This is a genomic window from Halomarina ordinaria, from assembly GCF_030553305.1.
Lineage (GTDB): Archaea > Halobacteriota > Halobacteria > Halobacteriales > Haloarculaceae > Halomarina > Halomarina ordinaria.
On sequence record NZ_JARRAH010000001.1, the window covers coordinates 1,999,428 to 2,016,043 of the forward strand.

General features: G+C 68.6%; 16 protein-coding genes. 9 read left to right on the top strand and 7 right to left on the bottom strand.

The features are described from left to right. Positions 1-22: 22 nt before the first annotated feature. Together pyrE and P1Y20_RS10840 are read right to left on the bottom strand one after the other, a co-directional pair. Positions 23-544, bottom strand: a complete 522-nt coding sequence (gene pyrE / locus P1Y20_RS10835) for an orotate phosphoribosyltransferase (protein WP_304448672.1) — start codon at positions 542-544, stop codon at positions 23-25. Positions 545-780: 236 nt separating this feature from the next. After that, positions 781-2,373, bottom strand: a complete 1,593-nt coding sequence (locus P1Y20_RS10840) for a DNA-directed DNA polymerase II small subunit (RefSeq protein WP_304448673.1) — start codon at positions 2,371-2,373, stop codon at positions 781-783. A 119-nt stretch (positions 2,374-2,492) separates the two neighbouring features. Here P1Y20_RS10840 and P1Y20_RS10845 point away from each other — a divergent pair, with 119 nt between their 5' ends. Then, positions 2,493-3,254 (top strand): S26 family signal peptidase, encoded by a 762-nt coding sequence (locus P1Y20_RS10845; protein WP_304448674.1) that lies wholly within the window; start codon positions 2,493-2,495, stop codon positions 3,252-3,254. A 190-nt stretch (positions 3,255-3,444) separates the two neighbouring features. Here the strand turns inward: P1Y20_RS10845 and P1Y20_RS10850 are convergent, their stop codons facing one another. After that, complete coding sequence (locus P1Y20_RS10850; protein ID WP_304448675.1) at positions 3,445-5,268, bottom strand: Cdc6/Cdc18 family protein; 1,824 nt, start codon at positions 5,266-5,268, stop codon at positions 3,445-3,447. A 1,539-nt stretch (positions 5,269-6,807) separates the two neighbouring features. Between P1Y20_RS10850 and P1Y20_RS10855 the strand changes: the two genes are divergently transcribed. From P1Y20_RS10855 to P1Y20_RS10875, 6 genes are all read left to right on the top strand, one after another. Next, on the top strand, positions 6,808-7,455 hold the full coding sequence (locus P1Y20_RS10855; protein ID WP_304448676.1) for an Era-like GTP-binding protein: 648 nt from the start codon (positions 6,808-6,810) through the stop codon (positions 7,453-7,455). A 4-nt stretch (positions 7,456-7,459) separates the two neighbouring features. Beyond that, positions 7,460-7,849 (top strand): DUF2073 domain-containing protein, encoded by a 390-nt coding sequence (locus P1Y20_RS10860; protein ID WP_304448677.1) that lies wholly within the window; start codon positions 7,460-7,462, stop codon positions 7,847-7,849. Next, positions 7,849-8,532 (top strand): OapC/ArvC family zinc-ribbon domain-containing protein, encoded by a 684-nt coding sequence (locus P1Y20_RS10865; RefSeq protein WP_304448678.1) that lies wholly within the window; start codon positions 7,849-7,851, stop codon positions 8,530-8,532. Before P1Y20_RS10860 ends, P1Y20_RS10865 begins: the two co-directional genes overlap by 1 nt. Before the next feature lie 198 nt (positions 8,533-8,730). Continuing rightward, positions 8,731-8,817 (top strand): hypothetical protein, encoded by an 87-nt coding sequence (locus P1Y20_RS18845; protein ID WP_438359931.1) that lies wholly within the window; start codon positions 8,731-8,733, stop codon positions 8,815-8,817. Then, a complete protein-coding gene (locus P1Y20_RS10870) occupies positions 8,817-9,599 on the top strand; it encodes a DUF7089 family protein (protein ID WP_304448679.1) in 783 nt (260 codons plus the stop codon). Before P1Y20_RS18845 ends, P1Y20_RS10870 begins: the two co-directional genes overlap by 1 nt. Positions 9,600-9,682: 83 nt before the next feature. Then, positions 9,683-9,943: a glutathione S-transferase N-terminal domain-containing protein gene (locus P1Y20_RS10875; protein WP_304448680.1), complete on the top strand. Its 261-nt coding sequence runs from the start codon at positions 9,683-9,685 to the stop codon at positions 9,941-9,943. A gap of 201 nt (positions 9,944-10,144) precedes the next feature. Here P1Y20_RS10875 and P1Y20_RS10880 read toward each other — a convergent pair whose 3' ends face one another. After that, a complete protein-coding gene (locus P1Y20_RS10880) occupies positions 10,145-11,107 on the bottom strand; it encodes a transcriptional regulator (RefSeq protein WP_304448681.1) in 963 nt (320 codons plus the stop codon). Positions 11,108-11,248: 141 nt separating this feature from the next. On the opposite strand from P1Y20_RS10880, the gene P1Y20_RS10885 reads away from it, so the two are divergent. Continuing rightward, positions 11,249-12,640: a tRNA(Ile)(2)-agmatinylcytidine synthase gene (locus P1Y20_RS10885; protein WP_304448682.1), complete on the top strand. Its 1,392-nt coding sequence runs from the start codon at positions 11,249-11,251 to the stop codon at positions 12,638-12,640. Positions 12,641-12,664: 24 nt separating this feature from the next. Here P1Y20_RS10885 and P1Y20_RS10890 read toward each other — a convergent pair whose 3' ends face one another. Together P1Y20_RS10890 and P1Y20_RS10895 are read right to left on the bottom strand one after the other, a co-directional pair. Continuing rightward, on the bottom strand, positions 12,665-13,720 hold the full coding sequence (locus tag P1Y20_RS10890) for a pyridoxal-phosphate dependent enzyme (RefSeq protein WP_304448683.1): 1,056 nt from the start codon (positions 13,718-13,720) through the stop codon (positions 12,665-12,667). A gap of 220 nt (positions 13,721-13,940) precedes the next feature. Further along, entirely contained in the window at positions 13,941-14,897 is a 957-nt protein-coding gene (locus P1Y20_RS10895; RefSeq protein ID WP_304448684.1) for a succinylglutamate desuccinylase/aspartoacylase family protein, read from the bottom strand. Positions 14,898-15,007: 110 nt separating this feature from the next. Between P1Y20_RS10895 and P1Y20_RS10900 the strand changes: the two genes are divergently transcribed. Then, on the top strand, positions 15,008-15,319 hold the full coding sequence (locus P1Y20_RS10900; RefSeq protein ID WP_304448685.1) for a DUF7536 family protein: 312 nt from the start codon (positions 15,008-15,010) through the stop codon (positions 15,317-15,319). 2 nt (positions 15,320-15,321) lie between these two features. Here P1Y20_RS10900 and P1Y20_RS10905 read toward each other — a convergent pair whose 3' ends face one another. Beyond that, positions 15,322-16,575, bottom strand: coding sequence for a potassium channel family protein (locus tag P1Y20_RS10905; protein WP_304448686.1), 1,254 nt, complete (start codon positions 16,573-16,575; stop codon positions 15,322-15,324). Positions 16,576-16,616 lie beyond the last annotated feature (41 nt).

Here is a 16,616-nt window from a genome sequence, read left to right on the forward strand (position 1 = left end):
TCCTATCCACAGAGGTGGGCCGTCAGCGGTCGGCGAGCAGGTCCGACGCCGACAGCAGCGCCTCCAGTTCCACGCCGTGCTCCGCGAGGTGCTCGCGGGCGCCCTCCTCGCGGTCCACGACGACGAGCACGCGCTCGACGACGGCGCCCGCCTCGCGCAGCGCCTCGACGGCGTCGACGGCGCTCCCGCCGGTCGTGGCGATGTCCTCCAGCACGACGACTTCCTCGCCTTCGTCCAGTCGCCCCTCGATGCGGTTGCCGGTGCCGTACTCCTTGGCCCGCTTGCGCGCGATGACGTAGGGGTTCCCGGTGCGGACGCTCGTCGCCGCGACCAGCGGGACGGCCCCCAGCGCGACGCCGGCCAGTTTCGTCTCGCCGACGCGTTCCGCGAAGGCGTCTGCGACGAGCGAGAGACAGCGCGGGTCTGTCTCGAAAAGGTACTTGTCGACGTAGTACTCGCTGGTGCCGCCGTTGGCGAGTTCGAACGCCCCGAATTTCACGGCGTCGGCCGCCCGGAGCGCCGCGATGAGGTCCTCGTCGGTCATACCCGACGGTGGGCGGAGGGGCGTGTTAAACGCCGCGAAGCGTGAGGCGTTCAGGGAGTGAAGTCGGCAGACCCACCCTTCACACACAAGCGCGTTCGCCGCGAGCGAGTGAGCGCAGCGAACGAGCGAGCGGGCCGACGAACGGACGGGGTCGCGTCTCGACGCGACGAAGTCCGTGAGGAGTGCTTTTGGTGAAGCTTTTACAGGCCGGGCGAAGCCCGGCCGTGGTAAAAGGTTCAGTTGAAGTCCCGAATCGTCAGTTCGAGCGTGTCGAGGTCGACGATGGGTGCGAAGGCGTGGTCGGGGTCGATGTTGACGCTCTTCTGGAAGTCGGTCTGTTCCTGCCAGCACCCGGAGTTGATGGCGAGGACGTTGTTGTACTTCCCGTAGCCGAGTTTGTGGACGTGGCCGGTGTGGAAGACGTCGGGCACGTCGTCGATGACGAGGTAGTCGCGCTCCTCGGGCGCGAGGCGGGTGTGGCCGCCGTACTGCGGCGCGACGTGGCGCTTCTTCAGCAGGTGGTACATCGCGAGGTGCGGGTCGTCGTAGGAGGCCTTGTGCTCGGGCAGTTCCGCGATGACCTCGTCGAGCGAGACGCCGTGGTACATCAGCACGTTCACGCCCTCGATGGTCACTGTCGAGGGATTACCCGTGATGCGGGCGTCGTGGGCGCTCATGATGCCGCGGAGCTCCTCGTCGAAAGCGGGTTGGGGTTCGGCGAGGCGGACGGCGTCGTGGTTCCCCGGAATCATCACGATCTCCAGGTCGCCGGGCACCTCCTTCAGGTACTCCGAGAACTCCTCGTACTGGTCGTAGATGTCGATGGTCGAGAGTTCCTCGTCCTGGTTCGGGTAGACGCCGACGCCCTCGACCATGTCGCCGGCGATGAGGAGGTACTCGACGGGGGCGGCCTCCTCGGTGTGGAGCCAGGAGGTGAAGCGCGACCACGCCTCGCCCATGAACTCCTGGCTGCCGACGTGGACGTCCGAGACGAGCGCCGCCTGGACGTGGCGGTCGGCGGTGTTCGGGCGGTGCGTCCGGGGAATCTCGGGGAAGTGAAGCGAGTCGACGAAGAGGACGCCGCCGTCGCCCGAGAGCGACCCCTCGACGGCGATGACCTCGTCGAGCAGGAGTTCGTCCACCAGGTCCGCGATGGGCTTGTCCTTGAGCACGAGACAGGGGAAGACGCCGTTGGTGTCCTCCAGTTCGACGAGCCAGTGTCCGCTGGCGGTCGAGCGGACGTCGTTTATCATGCCGACGAGCGCCGTCTCCTCGCCGCCGGGCATGTTCGAGACGGCCGTCGTGGGTCGGTGGTTCACGCGGCCGGTGAGTTTGCGCGAGAGGCGCTCGTAGCGGTCGCGGAAGACGGTCACGAAGTCGCCGTACTCGCCCGTCCCGGTGCTACGACCGGTGATGTCGCCGGCGATGGCGGCGGCCTGCGGGGTTCGTGGACGGTTCCCAGACCCCCCCGTTTCGACTGGAGCGGCCGTCCCCCCGTCACCTTCGACGGGCGTCGTTCCATCAGAAGTCGAGGGAGTCGACGGGTCGTCGACGCTCGGCGACGGGTCCGGGGTCGGTGGGGGAGACGCCGCGTCTGCGTCCGGGTCCGACGTGGACGACGGGTCCGGCGCGGGGTCGCGGGAGTCGAGGACCGACCGGACGTGCGCCGCCGAGAGCTTCAGTGCGTCCTCGGGCACCGTCTCGAGGGCGCGCTCCAGCGCGGCGGCGGGGTCCGAGGTGCGCGCGAGGAGCGTCACCGCCTCGCGCTCGGCGTTGTAACCCCGGCTCGCGAGTTCGGTGACGATGCGTCGCGGCGTCTCCAGTGGCACAGGTGTCGGTGGGTCACGAGCGCCAAAAGCGTAGCGTCTCGTCGGGCACACGGTCACGGGCGCGGGGAAGTGCCCGGGAGGACAGAAAGTTGAAACCGGGGCACGCGATAGGAAGTACAATGAACGACCCCGGTGAGGAGGACGACCGACCGGCCGGAGTGGAGTGGATTCGGTGGCTTCTCACCACGGACGACAGCGCCGTCGTCTACGTCCGCGAGGTACTCAGCAGCGTCGCCGTCGTGCTGGTCGTCGGGTTACTGCTCTTCACCGTCAGCGGGGTCTGGCCGCCGTTGGTCGCTATCGAGAGCCCGAGCATGGAGCCGAACATCCAGCAGGGGGACCTCGTGTTCGTGATGGAGGAACACCGCTTCGCCGGCGACGCGGCGACAACCGCGGGCGGCGCGTCGACGGGCGTCGTCACCAGGGAGACCGGTCAGGGCAACGGCTACACGGAGTTCTCGGAACCGGGCGACGTCATCGTCTTCCGCCCCGACGGGAGCCAGGGTGCCACCCCCATCATCCACCGGGCGCACCTCTGGGTCGACGAGGGCGAGAACTGGTACGACCGGGCGAACCCCGACTACGTCGGGACCGCCGACGACTGCGAGGAACTACCGGCCTGTCCGGCCCCCAACGCCGGCTTCATCACGAAGGGCGACAACCCGGCGACGAACCAGCAGTACGACCAGGTCGCCGGCATCGCGCGAGTCCCCGTCCAACCCGACTGGGTCATCGGGACCGCCGAGTTCCGCATCCCGCTGCTCGGCAACATCCGTCTCCTGTTCAGCTACCTGTTCTTCGGGGGCGACCAGGTGCTGACGACCGTCGTCGCGGCCGGTACCGTCGGGGCGGCCGGCGTGACGCTCGTCGCACGCGACTGACCGCTTTCGGCCGGGGCGTGTTCGCGGGCCGTGACCGGACCGCTGCCGGCGGACCACTTCGATTCGAGCGCCTCAAGTACGATACGAACACTGACACGTCTCGGCGTATGTCAACGTGTTCCAGTGGAACTGAAGGGGTTCGCGCCGCCTGCCGGGAGGGAGCGAGGGCGCCGAATCGGTCGGGTCGCCGTCAGTTGTCGTCGAAGCGCGCCTGGACGAACGGCTGGGCGTCCTCGACGTCGCCGAGTCGCGAGTCGCTGAGCAGGACCGCCTCCGTCTCCTCCAGGGGGACGGAGAGCCCCATCTCCTTGGTGCGGCCGTAGCGACCCTTGCTGACGACGACGGCGTTGACGATGCCGAGCATGTCCAGTTCGCTGATGAGGTCGGTGACGCGCCGCTGGGTGAGGACGTCCAGGTCGATCTCCGCGCAGAGGCGCTTGTAGATGTTGAACACCTCGCCCGTGTTGATGTTGTGGACGCCGTTGCGTTCGAGGAGGATGACGGCGTAGAGGACGAGCTTCGACTGCGTCGGGAGGGTCCGGACCACCTCGACGACCCGGTCGAGTTCGATCTTCTCCTGTGCGCGCCGCACGTGCTCCTCGTTGATGTGTTCGGTCCGGTCGCGCTCGGCGAGTTCGCCCGCCGTCCGGAGCAAGTCGAGCGCGCGCCGGGCGTCGCCGTGTTCCTGCGCGGCGAAGGCGGCGCACAGCGGGATGACGTCCTCCGAGAGGGCGTCGCCCTTGAACGCGACGTCGGCGCGCGCCTGGAGGATGTCGCGCAACTGGTTGGCGTCGTACGGCGGGAAGACGATTTCCTCCTCGCCGAGGCTCGACTTCACGCGCGGGTCGAGGAAGTCGGTGAACTTGAGGTCGTTCGAGATACCCATGATGGACACCCGGGAGTTGTCCAGTTCCGAGTTCATGCGCGAGAGGTTGTACAGCGTGTCGTCGCCGCTCTTCTCGACGAGTTTGTCTATCTCGTCGAGCATGATGACGACGACGCGCTCCTGGTAGTCGACCGCCTCGAAGAACGTCGAGTAGACGCGGTCGGTCGGCCACCCCGTCATGGGGACGGGTTCGAACTGCTCGCGGTCGGCTTCCAGTTCCTCGATGCGCGCGTCGAGCGTCGCCCGGTCGGCGAACCCGGAGTCGGCGAGCGCGTCGGGATGGTCGTCGGCGTCCACACGCTCACGGAGGTCGGTCAGTCGGTCGAGGCGGGCGTCGATGCGCTCGGTGTTCTCCTCGATGAACTTGTTCGCGAGCTGGGCGAGCACGCGGTACTGCGTGTCGGTCACCTCGCAGTTGATGTACTGGACCTCGCAGGGCACCTCGTATTTCTGGGAGGTGGACTCGAGTTCCTCGCTGACGAACTTCGCGCTCGCGGTCTTGCCGGTCCCCGTCTTCCCGTAGATGAGGATGTTCGACGGCGTGTCACCGCGCAGCGCGGTGACGAGGATGGTCGCCATGTTGTTGATCTGCTCCTCGCGGTGGGGCAGACGTCGCGGCGTGTAGGAGGGGCGGAGCACCTCCTTGTTTTCGAAGATGGGTTCGCCGCTCAGGAGGTCGTCGAACAGGCCGGGGGCCGCCTCGTCGGCCCCTTCGGTCAGCGGCGGGTCCGAGAGGGAACCCGTGCCGGCACCGTCCGTGTCGACGGTACTCGCGTCGACGGTACTCGCGTCGATGCTGTCGGCGGTGGGCACGTCGCCCGTGGTCGTCCCGGAGGCGGTCGGTTCGTCGACTGCCGGTTCGTCGACTGCCGGTTCGTCGGTGGTCGGTTCATCGGTGGGCGCCCCGGCCGCGGTCGGGTCGGTCGGCCCGGTCCCTGCCTCGGCCTCGTTCCCGGGGTCGTCGGCAGGTACGGTCGTATCGACATCGTCGGCCACGGCTTCGGTGTCGGTCTCGGTCGTCGAGTCGACATCGGCGTCCCGGTCGGTCGCGGCGTCCGCCTCGGCGTCCGTGTCTACGTCGTCCGGCGCACCGTCCGCCTGCGGTCGGTCTGAGTGGTCGTCGGTCATGTGTGGTTGTCGCTCCCTCGATAGACCCCATGGTTTCGGGTGGAGTCGGCCCTGCGCGCTGCCTCAGACGGTCGAGAATCGGTGTTTCGAGCTATCTCGCGGAGATACCCGCCGGAGGAGGCGTCCAGTTGATGCAGGAGAAAGCGTAGACGAGACTGTAATTAAGCATTGTGGTCCACTCCCACCCCACCGACGCATCCGACGGTGGATTCCGTGGCGGGCGACCCGCGGCCGACCGGCCTCTCGTGGGACGCGCTGAATTCTCGAAGCGGCCTCGACGGCGCGCGAGAGGGCGACTCCGATGGATGAGATGTCGAGGGGGGTCGTGTCACTCGTCGTCGGTCTCGCGAGCGAGCGACGTGAGCCGGAAGTCGCTCGCCGAGCCCGACGGGACGGTCGTGGAGTCGAAACGCACCCGTCAGCGGTGCGCTATCGTTCGTCCCTTCCTCACTAGCACTGGGGAGTGGACGGGAGCGGTCCGGACACGGCGTCCACGACGCGGTAACCACCGACGTACTAGACGGCGCGCGCAGTGGAAGTCGGCCTCTCGTCGGGGTGCTAGAGGTGGTAGAGGTCGCTAGAGGGCACTAGAGGGATGTACCGACGAATCAGCGACCCCTGCTAGAGAACAAACGACAGCCCCGTTTCGACTCGAACGGATTCCAGGTTCGAAAAGGTCGCACTTATCCGTCGTTTTCGACGGGTAGCACTCTTCAGTCGAGAGGATCGGTCATAGATGGCGGTCGGCGCGTCGGTCGTTACCCCCCATCCCCTTCGTTTCCGGTGGAAGCGATACAAGAGGAGGGGGCGGTGAGTGATGAGACGGAGGACTAGAAGGGACGGAAACAACTAAGTAACCTTCCATACAACCAGACCCGTAGTAGGAAGAGATAGCCATTCATTATCTACTTTCTAGACTAGTCTAGGTGAACGTTTCCCGTCGTTTCTAGTTCTAGTGACTTTTTCGCGTTCTCTCGACAGTTTTCCGTCACGTCTGCCTACCGACGACCGACCCCTACCCACCCCTTCGGACCGTTCCAGTGGAAACGAAGGGGTGGGGGTGTCGGAGCGGTGCGTGATAACACGAGTGGGAGATAGTGCCTCCGGTAGGAGTGTATCGATTCTCGATATAGCACACCTCCGTCGAACGCGACACCCGTTCACCCCGTCTGAACACAGGTGTTGTTCGTCGCTACCGCGGCTCCGCCTACACTTCGACTCCACCGCCCGGTCCGTGTGTAGAATTGTCGCCCGAGCGCCGGTCGAGGGCTTCGACGGTTGTCGTCGGGACAGCGAGGTGACGAGGTGGTGTGCCATCAGAGGCATTCCACACGAAGGCGGGGGGTCCCGACACGGAGGCGACGTCGACTGCACCTCGTCGACCGCACCTCGCAGAGACGCGTGTCGCCCGTAGAACTCGCGTACGCGCGAACGATTCCCAGTTACTTGATAGGTGTCTGACGCACCCTTAAGTACGTCGGGTCAGGTATACCGGGTAGACGCGCCCCCTGCGGGGGGTCGTGGGAGGACACAGTTAGGATGGGACTGCTCACCGACATCAGGGATAGCATCTCGCGAGTCACGACGCGATTCTTCGAGGGGCCGAACCAGGAGCCGAAACGCATCGGTATCTACGGCCCACCGAACGCCGGCAAGACGACGCTCGCGAACCGCATCGCACGCGACTGGACGGGCGACGCCGTCGGTCCGGAGAGTCACGTACCGCACGAGACACGTCGAGCGCGACGCAAGGAGAACGTCGAGATACAGCGCAACGGTCACTCCGTCACCATCGACATCGTCGACACGCCCGGCGTGACGACGAAAGTCGACTACAAGGAGTTCCTCGAACACGACATCGAGAAGGACGACGCGGTGCGCCGCTCCCGGGAGGCGACGGAGGGCGTCGCCGAGGCGATGCACTGGCTCCGGGAGGACGTCGACGGCGTCATCTACGTGCTCGACAGCGCAGAGGACCCGTTCACGCAGGTCAACACGATGCTCATCGGCATCATCGAGAGTCGCGACCTGCCCGTGCTCATCTTCGCCAACAAGATCGACCTGGACGAATCGAGCGTCCAGCGTATCTCGAACGCGTTCCCACAACACGAGACGGTTCCGCTCTCGGCGCTCGAGGGCGAGAACATGGACGAGGTCTACGACAAGATCGCGGAGTACTTCGCCTGAGACCATGCCGGAATACACCACCTCCGACGGCGAGGGCGTCCAGATCGACCTCATCAGCGGCGAGCGCATGTCGAACCTCCGTACGATGGAGAAGATTCGACTCATCCTCGACGGCGTCCACAAGGGGAACATCGTCATCCTCGAGGACGGCCTCTCGCCGGACGAGGAGTCGAAGCTCATCGAGGTGACGATGAACGAGATCAGCCCCGACGAGTTCACGGGCATCGAGATAGAGACGTACCCCCGCCCGAGTCGAAACGAGGGAGGGTTCCTCGGTCGCCTGATGGGCCGCGACACGGACGACAACAAGCTCACCGTCATCGGCCCCGCGAACCGAATCGAGACGCTCCACAAGGACGAGAACCTCATCAGCGCGCTCGTCACCCGGAAATAATGCCCCACCAGTGTACCGAGTGCGGACACGTGTTCGCCGACGGTTCGAAGGAGATGCTCTCGGGCTGTCCGGAGTGCGGCGGGACGAAGTTCCAGTTCCACCCGAAGGACGCCCCCATCCCCGAGACCCCACCGGCCGACGCCGCCCCGCCCGACCGCGAGGACGGCGGGGTCGCGGAGACGGTCGGCCGGGCCACCACGACCGTCCGTGGCTGGGTACACGGTGACACGGATCCGGTGACGTCGAGTGGAACCGGAACCGTCGACCGGGAGCGGGCACAGTCGGACGCCGGGGTCGACGAGGCGGTGGACGCTCCCCGGTCGGACGTCGCCGCCGAGAGCGACCCGAGCGCCGACCCGGACCGGGAGGACGCCGCCCAGGCGTCCGCGCGCCGGGACGTCGCCTCGCCCGACGAACTCCCCGACCCGCCCGAACAGGACGCCCCCGCCGACGGTCGGGTCGTACGCGAACCCACCGGCGAGCGTCCGGACCTCTCACAACTTCGCGAGGAACTCAACGAGCAGTTCGAGAGCATCAAGATACTCGAACCCGGCCAGTACGAACTCAACCTGATGGAACTGTACGACCGCGAGGAGTACATCATCGCCCTCCAGGAGAACGGGCGCTACGTCATCCAGATGCCCGAGAACTGGATCGGTCGCGACCCCGACGAGGACGACTGATTCCTCTCCCCCACGACGCACCGCTCCCTTCTCGAACGTATCCCACCGCAGTCGTGCGGTTCTCCAGTCGAAACGAAGGGGTTTCACCGAGTGAAAACGTCGCGGTTCCGTCCGATACTCTTCCCCCGGCGGAGCTCGGACCGAGAACGCCGGACGAAACCCAATAGAACTTAACCCGTCGTGGTCGAACCTGCTGGTATGAGTGACGCAACCAAGATCGTCGCCGGGACCATCGGGGTCTCGGCACTGCTGGCGCTCGTGCTGATACTGACCCTCGCCCTGTGATGTTCACCGAGCGGGACCTCCCCGAGGACGTCAGCGGGGTTCGAGCGTCGCACGCGACGGGTGCGCTCGTCCTCGACTGCGAGGCGGACTTCGAGACGCTCCCGCCGGCACAGGCCGAGGAGCTCGGCCTGCTCGTCGACGCCCTCGACCCCACGAGCTACCCCGAGGAGTGGCTTCCGCCGGAGGTACCGACCCAGCTCCGGCGGTACGTCGGGACCGAGTTCACCGTCGGGATGCCGGGTGACGGCGGCGTGACGTGGACGCGCCAGACCGACCCGCCCATCGTCTTCGTGAAGGCCCGGACCGAGGGGTCGCCCGAGGACTTCCTCGACTTCCTCGTCGCGGAGGCGCTCGTCGAGGTGGCCCTCGACCGTCCGGAGCACTTCCTCGGGTTCTTCGAGGGGCGGTACCGCGACCTCGCGGCCGCCACCCGACTGTCGCCGGCGGACACCTACCAGCTGGCGGTGGCGCTCTACGACGCCTCCCTCGGTCTCGACACCCGAGAGGTGTTTCGTGGGTGGGACGAGGAGTTCCCCCGGCTCCACGACGCGTGGGTCGACGCCGGCGAGCGTCTCCAGCCCCGTCTCTCCGACCTCCCGCGAGAGGTGGCGACCGGACGAACGTCGTTCCCCGCCGCCGCGGAACTCGCCTGCGCGGGGGTGAAACACGGCCTCGACGTCCCGACGCCGTTCGGCGCGCTCGACACCGAAGCCTACCGGGACCACGGCGCCGACTACGCGGTGACCTGGGCGCGAAAGACGTTCGAGAAACTCAGGGAGTGAGTCGGTCGGCGTCACCGGGGGCCCTCATCGACCGACGCACAGCCCCGCTGTCTTCTTACGGCTCGCGGACCTATCCTGACGCGATGGCAAACCTCGAACTGTACGAACTCGAAGGCTGCCCGTACTGCGCGAAGGTGACGTCCAAGCTCGACGAACTGGGCCTGGAGTACGAGTCACACACGGTCCCCCGGTCCCACGGCGACCGCACCGAGGTGAAGGAAGTCAGCGGTCAGACCGGCGTTCCCGTCCTCGTCGACGAGGACAACGGCGTCGAGGGGATGGCGGAGTCCGACGACATCGTCGAGTACCTCGAATCGACCTACGGGAACGGCGCGAGCGCCTGAGTCGGTTCGTTCTCTCACACCGCCTCTCTCCTCTCTCACACTACCTCTCTCGCTCTCCGTCGTCCGCCACGAGCGTCCCGTCCGTTCGGTACCGACCGTCTCGCGCGTGTCGACCGTCTCGCCCGGTAGCGACGCCGTTACTCGGCGAGGCGCCGACGTCCGCACGGGCCCGTCTTCGCTCGGGACCGCTCTCGACCCGCTTCAGGCCGGCTCCTCGACGTCGACCGCCCGCTCGCGCAGGAGGTCGCGGAGGTCCTCCGCCTCGTCGATGCGCTCGACCTCGTCGCGCTCGATGAGCACCGTCCGGTCGACGCGCTCGCGGGTGGCGCGGTCGACGACGTAGAACGACTGGGTGCGCGTCACCTCGCCGACGGAGCTCATGATGCGCGCGCGCTTCTCGGCCGTGCGGTCGAACTCGGAGTGACCGGTCAACAGCGCCTGGTGGCGCTGGTCATCCTCGCTGACGGCCTTGAACGGCGAGCGGAGCGTGGGGTGGACGTCGAAGCCGACGCGGGTCAACACGGCGAGGAGCGGCTTGTCGGCCTCCCCCGCCTCCGGGTCATCCGGGGTGGGGTCGGCGTCGTCGACCTCCGCGTCGAAGACGTCGATGGGGTTGGTGAGCGGCGCGTCGAACAGTTCTTCGAGGCGGGCCGCCACCTCGACGCTCGCGTTCATACCGTCCTCGTACTTCGAGACGGTGCGTCGCGAGACGCCGAGTTCCTTCGCGAGGCGGCCGAGGCTCCAGTCGCGCTCACGGCGGGCGTCCGCCAGGATGTCGCCGTCGATGGTGACGTAGAGTCCCCCGGGAGCGGCGTAGATGAGCGGCGGCACCCCCTCGACGAAGAGGTCCATCGCGGTGTCCGGCGAGAGGACCGGCACGCCGTGGCGGAAGTAGACGACGCCGGGTTTCAGGTCCTCGTCGCGTGTCCGGAGGCCGATGACCATCGGCGTCGCGTCGAGGTAGGTCCCGAGGCGACGCATCTCGGCGCCGGTCAGGCCGTCGAAGGAGTCGATGTTGCCCAGTATCTTCGCGAGGATGACGTCGTTCCCGCGACGGGCGGCGACGTCGAAGCTCTTCGGGCGAACGGCACACCGGTCGCTCACGAGGAAGCCCGCGTCCGCGAGCATCGCAGTCACGTTGTCGACCAGTGCGGACCGTGACATAGCTGGACATAAGCCATTCACCCAATATATATATTGTGCCCTTTGTCGAATCGCGTCCGGTGGTTTCGGACCCGCTACCGGGCGATTTTAAGTCGGACGTCGGACGAAAGCGGTTAATCGCCTCCTTCCCCACTTCCGAGCGTGACCATCGTCGGCCTCGACGACACCGACTCCCGCGAGCAGGGGATGTGTACCACGTTCGTCGCCGCCCGTCTCGCCGAGCGATTGCGCGAACGCGGGCGCGTCGAGCGTCTGCTCCTCGTCCGTCTCAACCCCGCGGTGAAACACAAGACACGGGGGAACGCGGCGCTGGCCGTCCACACCGACGTCGACCCGGCGACGGCGTTCGACGTCGCGTACGAGACGGTCGACGAGGCCGCCGTAGTCGACGACGACCGGACGAACCCCGGCCTCGTCGTCCTCCCCGACGACCCGGACGACGACACCCCCGTCGACGGCCGCGACGCGCTGGCGGCGTTCGCCCGCGCCGCGGTCCGCGACCACCTCACCATCGCCGACGCCGAGGCGCTCGTCGACCACGCGGGCTACCGGAGCGCGTCGTGGGGCGACGGCCGCGGTCGTATCGGAGCGCTCGCCGCCGCGGGCGCGTGGGCCGCCTGGCGCCAGTCGGGGGCGGACGAGGGGACGGGCGTCGACACCGACGGAACCGTGGCTGCGACCGACCCGTTCGCCGAGTGGACCTACGAGCGCATCTCCTACCGCGAGCGCGAGCGCTGGGGAACCGACCGGCAGGTCGACGCCGACTCCGCCTTCGCCGCCGCCGACCGCGAGTACCCCCTCGTGTGGGACACGGTCGACCGCGAGACGGGCGCGGTGGTCTGCGTCCCGCACACCCCCTGTCCCATCCTCCACGGCGTCCGCGGCGACGACCCCGAGGCCGTCGCGCGGACCGCGGCCGCCATCGAGGGGGAATCCGTCCTGCACCGCGAGACGTTCCTCACGAACCAGGGGACCGACGCCCACCTCCGCGAGGGGACGGCGGGCGAGGCACTCGACGGCCGGGCCTACCGGCTCGACGGCACCGTCACGGGCGCGCCCGAGACCCGCCGGGGAGGACACGTCTTCCTCGAGCTGACCGGCGAGGGGGGTACCATCCAGTGTGCCGCCTTCGAACCGACCAAGCACTTCCGCGATAGAGTGCGTGCGCTCCGCACAGGCGACGAACTCACCGTCTGCGGCGAGTTCACCGACCGTGCCCCCGACGCCGATACCGCCGACGGCTCGACGACCGGCGGAACGCTCAAACTAGAGAAGTTCGCCGTCAGGGACCTCGTGAGGACCGAGCGCGTCACGCCGACCTGTCCCGACTGCGACCGTCGGATGGAGAGCGCGGGGCGCGACCAGGGCTATCGGTGCCGGGACTGCGGGACGACGGCCGAGGGGAAGGCCGAACGTCCCGTGGACCGCGACCTCGACCTCGGCTGGTACGAGGTGCCGCCGTGTGCCCGTCGACACATCGCGAAGCCGCTCGTCCGCGGCGGGTTCGACGCGCCGACGTACCCCGAGCGCTGACGCACTCCGGGCGCCGACGCCCGCTCAGGTCTTCAACCCGCTCCCCGTCAGTGGAACGACCACGTCCGCACCGTCGTCGAGGACGCCGCGCTCGCGGTACGCCCTGAGCCCCGCCGGGGCGGCCGCGCACGTCGGCTCCGTGTAGAACCCGTCGGCGTGCAGCGCGTCGAGTTCGCGCCGGACGGCGTCGCTCCCGACGCCGATGACGTCGCCGTCGGTCGCCTCGACGGCCGCGAGTATCTCCTCGCGGCGCACCGGGTCCCGTATCTGGATGCCGTCGGCCAGGTCGTTTCGCTCCTCGCCGCCCTCGCCGTGCAACTCCCGCGCGATGGGGTCGTACCCCGTCGCCTGCACGCCGAGCAAACGCGGCAACCGGTCGGTCCAGCCCGCCTCTACCAGCGCGCGAAAGCCCCGGTAGGCCCCGAGGAAGAGCGTGCCGTGGCCCAGCGGGAGGACGACGGCGTCCGGCACCGCCCAGTCGCGCTGGTGGGCGAGTTCGTAGGCGAACGTCGCCGTCCCGGCGAAGAACGCGGGGTTCCACGCGTGGCTGGCGTACCAGCCCTCGCCGTCCTCGACGGCGTCGACGCAGGCGTCGGTGACCGCCTCGCGCGACCCCTCGACGCGCACCACCTCGGCGCCGGCGCGCTCGATGGCGCGTACCTTCGACTCCTTGACGGCCGCCGGGACGTAGATGGCGCAGTCGACGCCCGCGCGGGCGGCGTAGGTGGCGATGGCCGCCCCCGCGTTCCCCGAGGAGTCCTCGACGACGCGCTCCGCACCCACGTCGACGGCCCGCGAGAGCGTCGTGGTCGCGCCGCGGTCCTTGAAGCTCCCCGTCGGGAAGACGTACTCCAGTTTGAACCCCGCGTCCCACCGCGGGGCGTCGACGAGGGGAGTGTACCCCTCGCCGAACGAGACGCGCCGCTCGACGGGGAGGAAGGGAGCGTAGGCCCAGAGCCCCTCGCGTGGGTCCGGGTCGAAGCGGTCGGGACGCGGCCGTTCGTCGAACTCCAGCGGGTGACCGCACGGACAGCGCCAGCGGTCCTCGTAGTCGGTTCCACAGGCGGGACAGTGGAGCATGTCCCGAGTGCGCGAGGACCGTACCTGTCGGTTTCGGTCGGCGGTGCCGGGCGTTCGAGACCGGTGAGACTCGTGGCGAACAGGCGACGCGTGGCGCTCCGCGGGACGGCGCGTCGCGCACCCGCCCTGACCGCCCCGCGGCCGGAGTCAGCGGATGGCGTCGCTGGTCCCCCAATGGTACTTGAAGGCTCGTCCGACTCGGGGGTGGGCCGACGCCGACTCAGACCTCGTCGACGTCGGTCCCGACCGAGCAGACGTACTCGCCGGTGGCGACCTGCGGGAGACGGCGTGTACGCCAGAAGACCCCGTCGGAGTCGGCGGTGACCGTCGACTTCACCGTCCCGAAGACGTCGGTCACGTCGAACAGGGCGTCCCCCCGGGAGACCGACTCCGCGAGGTCCTTGTGGAAGCTGACGAGGCCGCCCGCGGGTGCGCCGTACTGTTCGAACCCCGTCGCGCGGGTCTGGGGTTCGATGCTCACGTCGCCCTCGTGGAAGCCGTAGTGCGCGAGGACGTTCTTCACGCCGCGGACGCCCAGGCGGATGCTCGCTTCGTCCCAGCCGACGCAGCCACCGAGTTCGGGGTCGATCGTCGGGATGCCCTCGTCCGGGGCGGCGCGGGCCAACTGGCCGTTCGGCCCCTTCTGGTCGAGGATGTGCCCACAGCCGAACACGCGGGCGAGTTCGAGACACTCGCGGTGGAGGCGATGGCGGTGACCGCACCGTACTCGCGTCTCGTTTATCATCCGGCTGGTCGACCCCTGGTGGAGGTCGAGGATGACGTCGGCGCGGGTCGCCGCCTCGTAGGTGGCCGCCGCGATACGTTCGCTCGACGTGCCGTTCGTGTCGCCCGGGTACGCCCGGTTCATCTTCGTGTCGTCGATGGGGTTGCGGTGCTCGGCGACGTGGAAGGCGTGCATGTTGACGATGCCGACGACGAGGAGTTGTCCCGAGAGTTCCCCCGGGTCGAGTTGCGGTATCAGTCGCTGGAGGACGCCGACGCCGTTGAGTTCGTCGCCGTCGCTGACCGCCTGCATGTAGAGCGTCTTGCCGTCGTGCGCGCCGTTGATGACCGCGACCGGGAGCGCGACTTCGCTGCCGTCGCGGGCCTCGCCGACGGGCAGGCGACCGACCGCCATCTCCCCGGGCGCGGCGGTCGCCGTGCCGAGCGTCGTCATTATCCCTACCCGGTAGTCACACGCTCTTAGGCGGTTCGGTCTCGTCACCCGGTCTAGAGGAGCGCCGCGAGCGCGAAGACGCTTTGTGCGGCAGGGTCTAACGCGGGGGTGTGTCAGACCGCGACGCCGCCCCCGGCACCCCCGGCGAGGACGTCCCCGAACGCCCCGGCACCGCCGCGTTCGCCCGCGCGCTGAACGTGAAGCGAAACGGTCGCATCGGCGTCGCCGCCGGCGCGAGCATCGCGGCGCTGGTCTACGCCGTCCGCGTCTTCGAACTGCTGGGGCCCGTGCCGGGGTCGGACGCCGGCCCCGGCCCGGTGCTGTTCCTCGCGCTGGCGTTCGTCCTCGGGGTCGGTGTCGCCCTGCTGGTGACGCTCGCGCTCACGCTCGTCTCGGCGTCGCGGGCGGCCCGCCGACTGTAACCCTACTCGTCCTCGTAGTCGCCCTCGAGTTCGTCGCCCGCGAGCGCCGCCAGACGCTGGGCGCCTGCACGCGTCCCCTTCGTGATGACGACGTCGCCGGCGTGGAGTTCCGTCTCGGCACGCGGCGAGACGACCCACTCGCCGCGCTCGCGACCGAAGCGTGACAGCGTCGTCTCGCCGGCGATGGGGCCGCGCCGGACGGCGATGACGCGCATCCCCGTCTCGGTGGCGACCATCTCCTCGCGCAGCGTCGCGCCGTCGAGGGCGCTCCCCTCCCCGACGCTGAGGCGGACGATGACCTCGTCGGACTCGCGGACGGCCTCGGCGACGACCGGGTGGGTGCCGAGGCCGCGGAGGACGCCCTCGCTTATCTCCAGGGCGGCGTCGGAGATGACCTCCGTCGAGCGCGCGAGGTGGACCAGCCCGCGCAGCGAGACGGGGTCCTCGACGCGCCCGGCCGCCCGGAGGACCCACGCCTCGAAACGCGACTGGAGGGCGTCGACCTCCGCTTCGAGTTCCAGCACCTCCTCGGCGACGGCGGTGCTGTCGAACAGCACCGCCCCGTAGGCCAGGTCGACGGCGAGTTCGCTCATGTTCTTCATCAGCACGATGGAGTCGACGGCCCGCTCCAGGTCGTCGATGGCCGGTTCGGCCGCGGCGACGGGGGCGTACTCCTCGTCGCTCATCTGCCCGTAGACGTCGCCGATGGCCTCCTCGGCCCCGCGGAGCAACAGCACGTCGCCGGCCCGGAGCGTCGTCTCCGCGGCGGGGTTGGTGAGCCACTCCCCGTCGCGGCGAATCGCGATGACGCGCACGCCGGTCTCCGTCTCGAGGTTCGCCTCGCCGAGGGTCCGCCCCGCGAGCGCCGCCTCGGGCGAGAGGGTGACGCGCACGAGCGTCTCCACCGCCTCGGGGAGCGCCGCGCGCATCGCCTCCGGCAGGCCGATGTCCTCGAGGACGATCTTCGCGATGTCGCCCGAGGCGTCGGAGACCTTCTCGGCGGCGCCGACCATCCCGAGGACGGGTGCCAGCGCCTCGGCGTCCTCGGTGGTCCGCGCCGCGAGCAGGAGGCTCATGCGCGCGCGCATCTGCAGGATGTCCATCCGGTCTTCGAGGTCGAGCACCTCCTCGGCGATGGCGTCGCTGCCGAGCAGGACCGCCGAGTACGACAGGTCGATGAGGAGCTCCGCCGTGTCCTTCATCTCCGAGAGAAGCTCCTTCACGCTGACTGGCTGGTACTCGACCTCGCCGCTCATACTCACCCCTCTCGGGGACGAGGTAAAAGGGTTGGCGGGGG

Bases quoted from the DNA above. Each gene is read 5' to 3' on its own strand.
- P1Y20_RS10860 (WP_304448677.1), top strand. From the start codon at position 7,460: ATGCCGGAATACACCACCTCCGACGGCGAGGGCGTCCAGATCGACCTC.
- P1Y20_RS10855 (WP_304448676.1), top strand. From the start codon at position 6,808: ATGGGACTGCTCACCGACATCAGGGATAGCATCTCGCGAGTCACGACG.
- P1Y20_RS18845 (WP_438359931.1), top strand. From the start codon at position 8,731: ATGAGTGACGCAACCAAGATCGTCGCCGGGACCATCGGGGTCTCGGCA.
- P1Y20_RS10865 (WP_304448678.1), top strand. From the start codon at position 7,849: ATGCCCCACCAGTGTACCGAGTGCGGACACGTGTTCGCCGACGGTTCG.
- P1Y20_RS10850 (WP_304448675.1), bottom strand. From the start codon at position 5,268: ATGACCGACGACCACTCAGACCGACCGCAGGCGGACGGTGCGCCGGAC.
- P1Y20_RS10895 (WP_304448684.1), bottom strand. From the start codon at position 14,897: ATGACGACGCTCGGCACGGCGACCGCCGCGCCCGGGGAGATGGCGGTC.
- P1Y20_RS10880 (WP_304448681.1), bottom strand. From the start codon at position 11,107: ATGTCACGGTCCGCACTGGTCGACAACGTGACTGCGATGCTCGCGGAC.
- P1Y20_RS10905 (WP_304448686.1), bottom strand. From the start codon at position 16,575: ATGAGCGGCGAGGTCGAGTACCAGCCAGTCAGCGTGAAGGAGCTTCTC.
- P1Y20_RS10870 (WP_304448679.1), top strand. From the start codon at position 8,817: ATGTTCACCGAGCGGGACCTCCCCGAGGACGTCAGCGGGGTTCGAGCG.
- P1Y20_RS10875 (WP_304448680.1), top strand. From the start codon at position 9,683: ATGGCAAACCTCGAACTGTACGAACTCGAAGGCTGCCCGTACTGCGCG.
- P1Y20_RS10845 (WP_304448674.1), top strand. From the start codon at position 2,493: ATGAACGACCCCGGTGAGGAGGACGACCGACCGGCCGGAGTGGAGTGG.
- P1Y20_RS10890 (WP_304448683.1), bottom strand. From the start codon at position 13,720: ATGCTCCACTGTCCCGCCTGTGGAACCGACTACGAGGACCGCTGGCGC.
- pyrE (WP_304448672.1), bottom strand. From the start codon at position 544: ATGACCGACGAGGACCTCATCGCGGCGCTCCGGGCGGCCGACGCCGTG.